The organism is Streptomyces sp. NPDC006294 (genome assembly GCF_042870895.1).
Taxonomy (GTDB): domain Bacteria; phylum Actinomycetota; class Actinomycetes; order Streptomycetales; family Streptomycetaceae; genus Streptomyces.
In genome coordinates, this window is record NZ_JBIAHV010000010.1 from 296,532 (window position 1) to 308,804 (window position 12,273).

General features: G+C 72.3%; 11 protein-coding genes. 1 reads left to right on the forward strand and 10 read right to left on the reverse strand.

The genetic code is table 11. The features are described from left to right. Positions 1-42: 42 nt before the first annotated feature. The 3 genes from ACFYOP_RS20325 to ACFYOP_RS20335 form a co-directional block, all read right to left on the reverse strand. On the reverse strand, positions 43-1,431 hold the full coding sequence (locus ACFYOP_RS20325; RefSeq protein ID WP_356897808.1) for an aldehyde dehydrogenase family protein: 1,389 nt from the start codon (positions 1,429-1,431) through the stop codon (positions 43-45). Beyond that, positions 1,431-2,528, reverse strand: coding sequence for a phenazine antibiotic biosynthesis protein (locus tag ACFYOP_RS20330; RefSeq protein WP_356897807.1), 1,098 nt, complete (start codon positions 2,526-2,528; stop codon positions 1,431-1,433). The genes ACFYOP_RS20325 and ACFYOP_RS20330 overlap by 1 nt, the downstream gene beginning before the upstream one ends. A 215-nt stretch (positions 2,529-2,743) precedes the next feature. Continuing rightward, a complete protein-coding gene (locus ACFYOP_RS20335; protein WP_388452241.1) occupies positions 2,744-3,499 on the reverse strand; it encodes a DsbA family protein in 756 nt (251 codons plus the stop codon). Between the two features lie 487 nt (positions 3,500-3,986). Between ACFYOP_RS20335 and ACFYOP_RS20340 the strand changes: the two genes are divergently transcribed. Beyond that, positions 3,987-4,943 carry an oxidoreductase gene (locus ACFYOP_RS20340; protein WP_356897805.1) on the forward strand — a complete coding sequence of 319 codons (957 nt, stop codon included), beginning with the start codon at positions 3,987-3,989 and terminating at the stop codon, positions 4,941-4,943. Between the two features lie 53 nt (positions 4,944-4,996). On the opposite strand, the gene ACFYOP_RS20345 is transcribed toward ACFYOP_RS20340, so the two are convergent. The 7 genes from ACFYOP_RS20345 to ACFYOP_RS20375 all read right to left on the reverse strand — a co-directional run bounded on the left by ACFYOP_RS20345 (position 4,997) and on the right by ACFYOP_RS20375 (position 12,217). After that, positions 4,997-6,085 (reverse strand): LLM class flavin-dependent oxidoreductase, encoded by a 1,089-nt coding sequence (locus tag ACFYOP_RS20345; protein ID WP_356897804.1) that lies wholly within the window; start codon positions 6,083-6,085, stop codon positions 4,997-4,999. Positions 6,086-6,111: 26 nt separating this feature from the next. After that, a complete protein-coding gene (locus ACFYOP_RS20350) occupies positions 6,112-6,528 on the reverse strand; it encodes a PPOX class F420-dependent oxidoreductase (protein WP_356897887.1) in 417 nt (138 codons plus the stop codon). 129 nt (positions 6,529-6,657) lie between these two features. After that, positions 6,658-7,716, reverse strand: a complete 1,059-nt coding sequence (locus ACFYOP_RS20355; RefSeq protein ID WP_356897803.1) for a ketoacyl-ACP synthase III family protein — start codon at positions 7,714-7,716, stop codon at positions 6,658-6,660. Between the two features lie 41 nt (positions 7,717-7,757). Then, a complete protein-coding gene (gene aroC, locus ACFYOP_RS20360; RefSeq protein ID WP_356897802.1) occupies positions 7,758-8,942 on the reverse strand; it encodes a chorismate synthase in 1,185 nt (394 codons plus the stop codon). A gap of 2 nt (positions 8,943-8,944) precedes the next feature. Then, positions 8,945-10,159, reverse strand: a complete 1,215-nt coding sequence (locus ACFYOP_RS20365; protein WP_356897801.1) for a 3-hydroxybenzoate 6-monooxygenase — start codon at positions 10,157-10,159, stop codon at positions 8,945-8,947. A gap of 64 nt (positions 10,160-10,223) precedes the next feature. Then, positions 10,224-11,474, reverse strand: coding sequence for a 3-phosphoshikimate 1-carboxyvinyltransferase (gene aroA, locus ACFYOP_RS20370; protein ID WP_356897800.1), 1,251 nt, complete (start codon positions 11,472-11,474; stop codon positions 10,224-10,226). After that, positions 11,474-12,217 (reverse strand): SDR family oxidoreductase, encoded by a 744-nt coding sequence (locus ACFYOP_RS20375; protein ID WP_356897799.1) that lies wholly within the window; start codon positions 12,215-12,217, stop codon positions 11,474-11,476. The genes aroA and ACFYOP_RS20375 overlap by 1 nt, the downstream gene beginning before the upstream one ends. Positions 12,218-12,273 lie beyond the last annotated feature (56 nt).

Consider the following 12,273-nt stretch of genomic DNA (forward strand, 5'->3'; position numbering starts at 1 on the left):
GCCTCTCGCAGAAGGAGTCGGGAAGGGGCCGGACGGACGGCGTCAGCCCCGGATGACGGTCTTGGTGCGCATCAGGAACTCCCCGAGGTAGCCGTCGTGCGGCACGCCGCGGTCCATCCAGTGGGTGGGATGGTCGCCGAGATGGACGTTGCTGATGGTGGGGTCCTCCACCAGCGCGTCGATGAGGTCCGCGTGACGGCTCTCGTCGCCGGTGATCACGCCGAGGACGAGGGTCTCGCGCAGCGGGGCGATGCCGTCGTCCGGGCTCCAGGGCGCCACCCATACGCAGGGGAAGGGCAGTTCGACCCGGTGCCGGCCGCCCTCGGCGCCGGCGAGTTCGTGCACGGCGGGCCGCAGCACGGCGCTGCCGTCGGGCAGTTCCTCGACGATGCCGTCGCCGCCGAGGTGCGCCGTGGTCCCCGCGGACTGCGCGAGCAGATAGCGCTCCAGGGTCCGGGCGGTCTCGGCCGGCTGTACGGGCAGCACGGCCTTCTCGTCCTCCGGCGGCAGCGACGGCAGGGCGGCCAGCCGCTCGGCCAGCGCCCGCGCCAGCGGCGCGGGATCGCCCTCGACGAACACGGCCGTCGCGTTGACGCACTTGACGCCGCCGTGGTGGCCGACCGAGTCGACGATCGTGTCCAGGTGCTCGCGCCAGTCGGCGTCCGCGGTCACCAGGATCTTGGAACGGCCGGGCCCCTGGGCGAGCACCGTCGTATCCGCCGCGTACTTGCGGACCACGTCGTCGCCGCCGTAGCTGAGGCTCAGATCGGCGCCGGCCATGACCTCGTCGGCGACCGAGTGGTCGGTGGGCAGCAGGACGACATGGTCGTCGCCGAAGCCCGCCGCGCGCAGCGCGAGCACCAGCCGGTGCGGGGTGAACGGCTCGCGCCGGGACGGCCGCACCGCCACCCGGTAGCCGAGGGCCAGCGCCTCCAGCCACAGCGCGTGCGGCGCCGGGTGGTTGCCCGCCGCGTTGACCGCGAGGACCTCTCCGCGCCGGGTCCACACCGCGCGCCCGATGCGGGTGAGCGGGTGCCGCCAGTCCGAGACGGCGCCGGCCGGCCGTGCGTTGTACGAGGGGGTCAGCACGCGCTTGGCGGAGTCGGCGATCTCGTCGGCCGCGGACCGCACGGCCCGCAGCGGGACACCGCAGACCCGCGAGACGGTCCGCTCGTACCGCTCGTACGGCAGTCCGCCGACCTCCTCCTCGCGGAAGATCCGTGCCGCACGCGACAGGGCGGCGAGCCGCTGCTCCTTCGGCAGCGGGCGCGCCCGGCGCAGCGCGGCCGTCGCCCGGCTGACGAACAGCGCCGGCACCAGGCTCAGTTCGGCGACGGGGGCGCCGGACACGTCGGGGACGGTGAGCCGCTTGCGGGACCGGTAGGGGCCGCCGGGGCCGAGTGCGTCGAGGGCGACCGGTTCCGCGGTCATCAGTAGACCCCCTCGATGACCTTCTCGTCGTCGAACTCCCGCACCGGGGCGATGTCCGCGACCGAGTCGCCGACCTGGCCCTCCAGCGGCCGGATCCGGGTGGCGAAGTCCCGCTCCAGGTTGTTCGGCAGGAACAGGCTCTTGCCGACGTAGTTCATGACGACCCGGCCGCGCTCGCCGTACTCGACGGGCCTGCGGGCCTCCAGGTCGATCACGTTGTACGTCATGTACGGCGAGAACGGGTCGTACACGCACGGCTCGTCGTCGCTCAGCCCCGGCCGCTCGCTGACGTGGCCGAGCGTCATCGTGTTGCCGAAACCGCTGTAGAGGGCGATGCCCGGGTACAGCTCGGAGCGGTACAGATGGCGGGTGTCGGGGTCGAGCTGGGTGCCGACCCACATGATCGCCCTGACCTTCTTGCGGATCAGCTCGACGAGGTCGTCGCGCCGGCTCAGCCGCTCCAGCACCGGCGGCGTCAGCATCAGCACGCCGATGTCCTGGGACGCCAGCGGGTGGGAGAGCTGGTCGACCAGGTGGTCGGTGTAGAGATCGGCCTCCGTGTCGGCACCGCGCGCGATGAGCTTCTTCACCCAGCGCGGGTCCACGTCGATGGTGAACGACAGTCCGCCGCGGGCGGCGACCAGCTGCTGGAAGGTGGCGCCGACCATGTGCGGGCCGGAGGGGATGGCCATCAGCCAGTTGACGTCGCGCGGCACGCCGTGGGCGTCGAGCTGGGCGCTGCTGTGCTCGATCAGCAGGTCCAGCCACTCCTGGAGCATGACCACACGCTTCGGGGCGCCGGTCGTGCCGCCGCTGTCGAAGACGCCGACGGCCTTGGGGCGGGGCCCGTAGCCGCGGGGGACCAGGTCCTCCGCGGGGACGTCGCGCAGCGTGTTCGCCAGGTTCGGGAACAGCTTGAGGTCGTCGAAGCCGCGCACATCGGCTATGGGGTCGAATTCCAGATTCCGTGCCTGGGAGAGCCAGAACGGCGAACCGGTCTCCGGTGAGAAATGCCAGCGGAGGGCCGCCCGGAGGAATTCGTCCGGATCGGGGGTCACGCCGTACGGCAGTTCAAGAATGGGATCGATGGCGGGCACCGATGTGCTCCCTTCGGGAAACAGCAAGAGCGAGAACAAGTCAGCTTGTCCCAGCATTGAAATGCCCGCGCATCGGCCCGGCAAAGGCCGTCAATTTACTCTGTCAAGTGGTAAGCCGGCCGATGCGACCGCCCGTATGCCGCCGTCCATTTCGCCGCCGCCCGCATGCGGCTGCTCGTACGCGGCTGTTCACGGGCGGCCCGTCGGCCGGTGCGTCAGCCCTCCGCCGGAGCGGCGGTGACGGAGTCGAGGACGCCCTCGGCCCAGTCGGCGGAGTACGCGTGGAAGTCCGGGAAGCCGCCCTCCTGGGGGTTCGCGGTCCAGCGGAAGTCGGCGCCGGGGTTGTGCACGTCGACGCCGGCCGCGGTGAACAGATGCGGGCTGCCCTGGACCCGGGGGCCGCCGGCCACGGCGAAGTCCCGGTACAGCGCGGCCCGTCCCTCGCCCCGCTCGATGGCCGCCGCCAGCGCCTTCTCGTCGACCAGCGGGCACTCGGCGGCGACCGCCAGGATCTCGGACGGGGTGCTGATGCAGCGGTTCTGGGCGTAGAACGCGTGCCGCAGGGCGGTGTCGAGCTGGTCGGACGCGGGCAGCCCGCCGACCTCGGCGGCCTTCGCCGCCTGGACGGCCTCCATCGCCGGAAGGATCGTCCCCGGGTACGTGTACTCCGGCGCCGACCACAGCCGCCAGCCCAGCGCGGGCTCCTTGGCGCCGATCGCCACGACTTCGGCGTCGATGATCGGCTTCGGGGTGGACTGGTTGTTGAACAGCTCCAGCGGGAAGACCCGGTGGTCGACGACGAGCCGCACACCGCGCCGCTCGGCGGCCGCGTGCAGCGTGTGCAGCGCCAGCGTCGCCCACGGGCAGCCGATGTCCGACCACACGGTCACGGTCGACGCGTCGGACGAGAACAAAGCGTCGGGGGAGAGCGCGTCGTCGGACATGATCGGGGTATCGGCCAAGGGGTTCATCAGGGGTCCTCATTCCTCGAGTCCGGGCCGTGCCGGAAGGCCGGGGAGAACCACCGCCGGCCGAAGCGCGGCACAGGCAGTCTGTCCGCCCCGCCCCGCCGGAACGCACGCTGCGCCGCGACTTCGTCAGATGCGCGGCGCCGACCTGACGAAGCGGCCCGCCGCGGATCGGCCGGACGGGCGCCGGAACGGGCTGACACGGCCAGGGCCCGTCGGCCCGGGTGACCGCCGCCCGGCGGGGCGGCGGTCCGGCCGGCGCATTCGGAAGGCGGGCCGGGCTTTTCCGGAGTACGGCTCGAACCCGCCGTCGGCGCGGGTGTGGTCGTCGTCGCGGCCCCGGTCATCTCCGTATTTCTCGGGCGCATCATGCGGCGTCGCGGAAACGGAACGTGACACAGTCGTCCGGCCCGTACTTTTCACCGGGCGTCCGACGCAGTTCAATTCCCCTTGCTCCGCTGCCGTCCCCACAACTGCAAGGAGAAACGGAATGGATTACACAGTCGGTTCGGATACCGCTGTGCGCGCGGATGCCGCCGGTGACTACCTCCTCGGCGGAGACCTTTCGGTCCGTCGGATGGGGTACGGCGCCATGCAGCTCGCCGGCCCCGGGGTGTGGGGGCCGCCGCGCGACCCCGACGCGGCCGTCGCCGTCCTGCGGCGCGCCCTGGAGCTCGGCGTCAACCACATCGACACCAGCGACTACTACGGCCCCCACGTGGTCAACGAGCTGATCCGCCGGGCGCTGCACCCGTACGCCGACGACCTCGTCATCGTCACCAAGGTCGGTGCGCGGCGCACCCCGGACAAGGTCTGGCCGGCCGCGCTGTCCCCCGCGGAGCTGCGGGACGCGGTGCACTCGAACCTGAGGCACCTGGGCATCGAGCGGCTCGACGTCGTCAACCTCCGGATCGTCGCCGAGGGCACCGGCGGGCTCTCGCCGCAGGACTCGATCGAGGAGCCGTTCACGGCCCTGGCCGAGCTGCGCGAGCAGGGGCTGATCCGTCATCTGGGCGTCAGCAACGTCAGCCCCGCGCAGCTCGCGGAGGCCCGCGCCATCGCGCCGGTCGTCTGCGTCCAGAACGAGTACAACGTCGTCCGCAGGGACGACGAGGCGCTGCTCAAGGAGTGTGCTGCCGACGGCATCGCGTACATGCCGTTCTTCCCGCTCGGGACGTACACGCTGCTGCGCGCGGAGAAGGTGCCCGGTCAGGACGCCAAGGTGCCGATGGCGGTGCCGCTGACCGGCGGGCCGCTGGAGAGCGTCGCCGAGCGGCACGGCGCCACGCCCCACCAGGTGGCGCTGGCCTGGCTGCTGGACCGCAGCCCCAACCTCGTCTGCATCCCGGGCACTTCGTCGATCGGCCACCTGGAGCAGAACATCGCGGCGGCCGCGCTGCGGCTGACCGGGCAGGACCTGCTGGAGCTGGACACGCTCCAGGCGTAGCGCCGGGCGACGAAGAAGCGGAAGGGGCCTGCCGTCGGCAGGCCCCTTCCGGTTCAGCGGCCGGCGTGCTCCCGGTCCCTGCGCGCCACGCGCTCCGCGTGGGTCGGGCCGGCGGGTACGTCGGCGGGACGGCCGGACGCGAACTCCTTGCGCAGCACCGGCAGCACCTCCTCGCCGAACATGTCGAGCTGCTCCAGCGCGACCTTCAGCGGCACCGCGCTGGCGTCGACGATGAACAGCTGCCGCTGGTAGTCGCCGAACGTCTCCCGGAAGGTCAGCGTCTTGTCGATGACCTCCTGCGGAGAGCCCACGGTGAGCGGCGTCCGCTCCATGAACTCCTCCATGGGCGCGCCGCCGTACAGGGCCGTGTTGTCGAAGTACGGCCGGTACTCGCGGACCGCGTCCTGGGAGTTCCGCCGCATGAAGAACTGGCCGCCGAGCCCGACGACCGCCTGCTCCGGCGTGCCGTGCCCGTAGAACGCGTACCGCTCGCGATACAGACCGACCAGCCGGACGAAGTGCTCCTTGGGCCAGAAGATGTGGTTCGCGAAGAAGCCGTCGCCGTAGTACGCGGCCTGTTCGGCGATCTCCGGGGAGCGGATCGAGCCGTGCCACACGAACGGCGGGACGCCGTCCAGCGGCCGCGGCGTGGCGGTGAAGCCGCGCAGCGGCGTGCGGAAACGGCCGTCCCAGTCGACGACGTCCTCGCGCCACAGCCGGTGCAGCAGCGCGTAGTTCTCGACCGCGAGCGGGATGCCCTGGCGGATGTCCTGGCCGAACCAGGGATACACCGGAGCCGTGTTGCCGCGGCCCATCATGAGGTCGACCCGGCCGTCGGCGAGGTGCTGGAGCACCGAGAAGTCCTCGGCGATCTTCACCGGGTCGTTGGTGGTGATCAGCGTGGTCGCCGTCGACAGAATGATCCGCTCCGTGCGCGCGGCGATGTGGCCGAGCAGGGTCGTCGGTGACGACGGCACGAACGGCGGGTTGTGGTGCTCCCCGGTGGCGAAGACGTCCAGGCCGATCTCCTCGGCCTTCTCGGCGAGCGTGACCATCGCCTTGAGACGTTCGTGCTCGCTCGGGGTGCGGCCGGTGTTCGGGTCCCTGCCCACGTCACCGATGCTGAATATGCCGAACTGCATGCTGTTCATCCCCTCTGTGCCCGGGCTCACTCCGCGATGCCGCCGGCGGCGACGATCCTGGTGGGGCGCAGGCGCACGAGCAGCTCGCCCGGGACTCCGTTGCGTTCGCCGAACTCCTCGGCGCGGTCCTCGCCCATGTAGCGGCCGCCGATCCTGGCGGCCCAGTGCCGCAGTTCGGCGGGCTCCTCCGAGATCGTCGCCTCCCCCTCGACGAGGACGAAGGCGTACGGGGACAGGTCGTCGTCGACGCAGATCGTGGCGCGCGGGTCGCGCGCCAGATTGCGGCCCTTGACGGACGTCTTCCCGGTGTTGAACAGGACGTCGTCCCCGTCGAGCACGAACCAGACCGGGGCGACATGCGCGCGCCCGTCGGCCCGTACGGTGGCCAGTTTCGCGGTACGGGTGCCTGCGGACAGGAACGCCCGCCTCTCGTCCTCCGTCATCTTCTTCACGGCGAACAGATTCCTCCGCGGCGCCCGCCGTCGCACAGACCCGGCCCGTACTGCGTCAGGTCGCGCCCCGGAGCGCAGGGGCGACGCCCCGGGGCGCGGTCATCGGGCGCCGCCGGCCCGTCAGAGGGCGGACTCGACGGTCGCCGGCGGCCGCAGGATCTCGATCACCGCGGTCGTCCAGTTGAAGCCGAGGCCGATGCCGGTCAGCATCACCCGCTGGCCGGGGACGAGCAGACCCGCGCGGCCGAGGTGGTCCAGCGCGCCGAACTGGTCGGTCGCGCCGGCGTGCCCGACCTCCGCCACCCACTGCCAGGGCGTGCGTTCGTTGCCGATGCCGAGCGGATCGAGGACCTCCTGCCGCATCATCTGCCGGCCGAAGTTGGGGAAGATCAGGTGGTCGACGTCCTCCAGCCGCGTCCCCGCCTCCTCGGCGGCCGTGCCGACGGTCTCGACCAGCGCCTCGTTCATCCGCCGGAACACTCCCGACATCCCCCTGCCGCTGGCCTTCGCGTAGTCCTGCATACGGCGGATCAGGCTGATCGGGTACAGGTCGGTGTCGTGCGGGTCCGCGTACGGCTTGAACGGCAGGTCCGCGCGCTGGGCGCGCTCCAGTTCCGGCCGGCTGTTCGTGACGACCGACAGCACCCGGGCGAAACCCGACCGCCGAGAGAGCACGGCGGCGCTCGCGCCGTCGCCGAGGACCAGGCCGGCGTAGGCGCGCCAGCGGTCCCAGACCGGCAGGACGAAACGGTCGGAGGCGGTGATGAGCGCGGCCGGGCGGTCGGTGCCCGCGGCGAGATAGGCCGCCGCCAGCTCGATGGCGGCCATCGCGCCGTTGGACTGCTGCCGGACCTCCGTGGACAGCCCGTGGCCGGCGAGGATCTCGTGCTGGAGATGCGAGGCGATGTTCCAGCCGTCGAGGCCGTTGAACCCGACCGCCGCGTGCAGCAGCACCCCGAAGTCGCTCTGGGCGTGCCCGGACTGACGGACGGCCAGCTTGCCCGCCCGCACGGCCATCCCGGGCTGGGTGTCGTCGTCACCGGCGACCGTGGCGCTCACCTGGCCGGTGCGCCGCCGCCCGGCCTCGTCCCACAGCCCGGCCTCGATGGCCTCGTCCGCGGTGACCGGCTTGGGGTACCAGGAGCCGACACCGGCTATGTACAGGTCTTCGTGTCTCATCGGAGCCTTCCCTCGGCCTTGTGTCGTCGAAGCCCCGCCGCTCAGCGGACGGTCAGGGCTTCCAGGTAGGACGTGACGTTGCGGCGGGTCTCGGTGACGCTGTCGCCGCCGAACTTCTCGGCGACCGCGTCGGCGAGCACCAGCGCGACCATCGCCTCCGCGACGATCCCGGCCGCCGGCACCGCGCACACGTCGGACCGCTGGTGGTGCGCCCGGGCCGGCAGCCCGGTGCAGACGTCGAAGGTCGCGAGGGCCTTCGGCACGGTCGCGATCGGCTTCATCGCCGCCCGCACCCGCAGCGTCTCGCCCGTGCTCAGCCCGCCCTCGGTGCCGCCGGAACGGCCGGAGGTACGCCGTACGCCCTGCTCGGTGGGCACGATCTCGTCGTGCGCCTTTGAGCCGGGCACCCGGGCCAGCTCGAAGCCGTCGCCGACCTCGACGCCCTTGATCGCCTGGACGCCCATCAGCGCGGCGGCCAGCCGGGCGTCCAGCCTGCGGTCCCAGTGCACGTAGGAGCCGAGTCCGACCGGCACGCCGTACGCCAGGACCTCGACGACCCCGCCGAGCGTGTCGCCGTCCCGGTGGGCCTGGTCGATCGCGGCGACCATCGCCCTGCTGCCGTCGGCGTCCAGGCAGCGCACCGGGTCACCGTCCAGCCGCTCCACGTCGCCGGGGACCGGCAGCACCCCGGACGGAGTCCGGGCCCCGCCCAGCTCGACGACGTGCGAGAGGATCTCGATGCCGGCCGTCTCCCTCAGATACGCGCGGGCGACGGCGCCCAGCGCGACCCGGGCCGCCGTCTCCCGGGCGCTCGCCCGCTCCAGCACCGGCCGCGCGTCGTCGAAGCCGTACTTCTGCATCCCGGCCAGGTCGGCGTGGCCGGGGCGCGGCCGGGTCAGCGGCGCGTTGCGGGCGAGCCCGGCCAGGACCTGTGGATCGACCGGGTCGGCCGACATCACCTGCTCCCACTTGGGCCACTCGGTGTTGCCGACCATGACGGCGACCGGCCCGCCCTGGGTCAGGCCGTGCCGTACGCCGCCGAGGAACGTGACCTCGTCCCGCTCGAACGTCATCCGCGCGCCGCGGCCGTGTCCGAGGCGCCGCCGCGCCAGCGCGTCCGCCACCGCGGCGGTGGTGACGGGAACGCCGGCGGGCAGCCCCTCCAGGGTCGCCACGAGCGCGGGACCGTGCGACTCACCCGCGGTGAGCCAGCGCAGGGTGCCCACGGTCAGACCAGACCGGCGGGCACGGGCGGCGCGGTGTGGCCGGCGACGCCGACCTTGCTGCCGTGCAGCCAGGCCACCTTGTCGTACATGTCGTCGGCGCTGAGGGAGGCCAGCATCGCGTTGCGCTCCTTCGCGGCCGCGCCCGCCGGGTGGTACAGCAGCCTGCCCATCTCACGGGCGACGAGCTGGGTCGCGGCGGTGCGCTCGCGGCGTTCGGCGTTGAACTTCTGGAAGCTCACCTCGAAGCCGGCCTCGTCCGTGCCGATCAGCTCACCGAGCACGACCGCGTCCTCGACCGCCTGGCAGGCGCCCTGGGCCGCGTACTGCAGCATCGGATGGGCCGCGTCGCCGATCAGGACGACCCGGCCGTCGGCCCAGTCGGTCACCGGGTCGCGGTCGCACAGGACCCAGGTGCGCCACTCCTCGCCGAGGTCGAGCAGCCGGCGCGCGGTCTCGCCCAGCTCCGGGAACTCGCCGAGCACGTGCTCCTTGGTGACCGGGGCGCCGAGCACGGCCTCGGTGGCGCCGTCGTCGCGGGTCGCCGCCAGATTGAGGAACTTCCCCTCGCCGATGGGGTAGTGGACGAAGTGCCACTTGGGTCCGGCCCACAGCGTGACCGTGTTCCAGCGCAGCTCCTCGGGCACCTGCTCCATCGGGATCACCGAGCGGTAGATGGTGTGCCCGGAGACCCGGGGGAAGCCGTCGCCGACGAGCTGCTTGCGGACGAACGAGTTGATGCCGTCGGCGCCGATCAGCGCCGCGCCGGTGACCCGCTCGCCGGAGGTGAGGCGCGCGGTCACCGAACCGGGCCGCTGCTCGTAGCCCTCCACGTTCGCCTCGGTGCGCAGCTCGATCGCGTCGGTGGCGCGGCAGGCCTCCAGCAGCGGCGCGTACAGGTCGATCCGGTGGACGACCGCGTACGGGTTGCCGAAGCGGCGGCGGTACTCGCCGGTGAGCGGCATCGCGGCGACCTTCTCGCCGGTGGTGCCGTCCATGAAGCGCAGTTCGTCGATGTGCACGGCACGGGCGCGAACGGCGTCGCCGACGCCGAGCCGGTCCAGGGCCTGGAAGGCGTTCGGGCCGAGCTGGATGCCCGCGCCGAGCTCGGTGAAGGTGTCGCGGGCCTCGAGCACGACGACCCGGTGGCCGCGCCGGGAGATGCTGAGGGCTGCCGCGAGCCCGCCGATCCCACCGCCGGCAATGATGATGTCCGCCATCTCGCTCTCTCTTCTCGCTGTCGTGTGTCTGCTGCTGCTCGTCGGTCGGGTGCCGTGCTCCGCCTCAGTGCGCCTGAGGACCGAAGAGCCTCGACAGCTCCTCGTGGAAACCGGGGAAGGTCTTGGTGACACAGCCGGGGTCGTCGAGGGTGATGCCGGGGGCCCGCAGTCCGAGGACGGAGAAGGCCATGGCGATGCGATGGTCGCGGTGGCAGGCGATCCGGGTGGGCGCCATCGGTCCGGGACGGACGGTGATGCGGTCCTCTTCCTCCTCGACCCCGACGCCGCCCGCGCGCAGGTTCTCCGCGACCGCGGTGATCCGGTCGGACTCCTTGAACCGCGCGTGCCGGATGCCGCGGATGGTGACGGGGCCGTCGGCGAGGGGCGCGACGGCGGCCAGGGTCATGAAGGTGTCCGAGATGTCGCCCATGTCGACGTCGAATCCGCCGCGCAGCGGTCCGGTGCCGGTGACGGTGGTGGCGTCCGGGCCGGTCTCGACCCGGGCGCCGGTGCGCGCCAGCACCTCGGCGAAGCGCAGGTCGCCCTGGAGGCTGTCCTTGCCCAGGTGCGGCACGGTGACGGTGGTTCCCGTGACGGCCGCGGCGGCGAAGACGTACGAGGCGGTCGACGCGTCCGGCTCGATCCGCAGCCGGCTGCCGGTGTAGCCCCCGCGCTCCACCCGCAGCCGCCCCTCGGTGTCGCGCGTGACCTCGGCGCCGAAGTGGCGCATCAGGGCGGTGGTCATGTCGATGTACGGGCGGCTGACCAGCCCCCGGGCGGCGACGGTCAGCGGCTCGCGCATCAGCGGCGCGGACAGCAGCAGCCCGGTCAGGTACTGGCTGCTGACCGACGAGTCGAGCGTCAGCTCGCCGCCGGACAGCCCGCGCGCGGTGATGCGCAGCGGCAGGCCGCCGCCGGCGGCCGCCTCGACGCCCGCGCCGAGCCGGTCCAGCGCGCGGACCAGCGGACCGAGCGGACGCGCCCTGAGCTGGTCGGAGCCGTCGAAAGTGAACTCGCCCTCGCCGGCGGCCGCGAGGACCGGCAGGAAGCGTGCCGCGGTGCCGGCGTCGGCGCACCGGACGGACGCCCCGGTCCGCGGCGCCCGGCCGAGCCCGGTGACCGTCCAGCGGTCCTCGCCCGCCTCGACGTCCACGCCGAGGTCGGTGAGCGCCTCGCGGAAGGCGACGGTGTCGTCGCTGACCAGCGGGGCGACGAGCTCGCTGGTCCCGTCGGCCGCGGCGGCCAGCAGCAGGGCCCGGTTGGTGATGCTCTTCGACCCCGGGACACGGGCCACTCGGGCACGTATCCCGGACATCAGAGGGTCACCCCGCCGTCCAGCACGAGGTCGTGGCCGACGACGAACTTGGACTCCGGACCGCAGAGCCACACGACCGTGTCGGCGACCTCCTCGATACCGGCGATCCGGCCGGCCGGCGCCGCGGTGCGCACGTGCTCCTCCCAGTCGGCGCGGCCGTCCGTGGCCTCCACGTCACCGGGACTGATCGCGTTGATGCGGATGCCGTCGCCGACGTGCTCCTGGGCGGCGGTCCTGGTGAGGGTGGACAGCGCGGCCTTGGCGGCCGCGTAGGCGCCGAATCCGACCTTGCGGCCGTTGATGCTGACATTGGTGGAGTGATTCACGATCACGCCGCCGCCGTTCTCCCGCATATGGGCGATCTCGTGTTTCATCAGCAGCCACACGCCGGTGAGATTGCTGGAAAGTATTTCGCCCCATACGGCTTCGCAGGTCTCCGCGAGCCGGTGCGGCTTTCCTATCCAGGTGGCGTCGTTGAAGGCGATGTGCAGTCCGCCGTGGCGTTCCACCGTCGACTTCATCAGCCGGATGACGTCCATTCCGTGCGTCACGTCGGCCATGATGGCGTCGGCGGTGCCGCCCTCCTTCTCGATCAGGGCGACGGTGTCCCGCAGGTCCCGGGGCTCCCGCCCGGCGACCACCACGGTGGCGCCCTCCTTGGCGAAGGCCAGCGCGGTCGCTCTGCCGGTACCGGAACCCCCTCCGGTGACGAGTGCGACCTTGCCGGTGAATCGTGCAGTCATCAGGATTCTCCTGTAGCGAGCTGGGGACCGGAGAAACAGGCGTCCACCAATGGATT

Coding starts and splice junctions, on each gene's coding strand:
- ACFYOP_RS20350 (WP_356897887.1), bottom strand. CDS start 6,528: ATGACGGAGGACGAGAGGCGGGCGTTCCTGTCCGCAGGCACCCGTACC.
- ACFYOP_RS20355 (WP_356897803.1), bottom strand. CDS start 7,716: ATGAGACACGAAGACCTGTACATAGCCGGTGTCGGCTCCTGGTACCCC.
- ACFYOP_RS20375 (WP_356897799.1), bottom strand. CDS start 12,217: ATGACTGCACGATTCACCGGCAAGGTCGCACTCGTCACCGGAGGGGGT.
- aroA (WP_356897800.1), bottom strand. CDS start 11,474: ATGTCCGGGATACGTGCCCGAGTGGCCCGTGTCCCGGGGTCGAAGAGC.
- ACFYOP_RS20340 (WP_356897805.1), top strand. CDS start 3,987: ATGGATTACACAGTCGGTTCGGATACCGCTGTGCGCGCGGATGCCGCC.
- ACFYOP_RS20345 (WP_356897804.1), bottom strand. CDS start 6,085: ATGCAGTTCGGCATATTCAGCATCGGTGACGTGGGCAGGGACCCGAAC.
- ACFYOP_RS20335 (WP_388452241.1), bottom strand. CDS start 3,499: ATGAACCCCTTGGCCGATACCCCGATCATGTCCGACGACGCGCTCTCC.
- ACFYOP_RS20325 (WP_356897808.1), bottom strand. CDS start 1,431: ATGACCGCGGAACCGGTCGCCCTCGACGCACTCGGCCCCGGCGGCCCC.
- ACFYOP_RS20365 (WP_356897801.1), bottom strand. CDS start 10,159: ATGGCGGACATCATCATTGCCGGCGGTGGGATCGGCGGGCTCGCGGCA.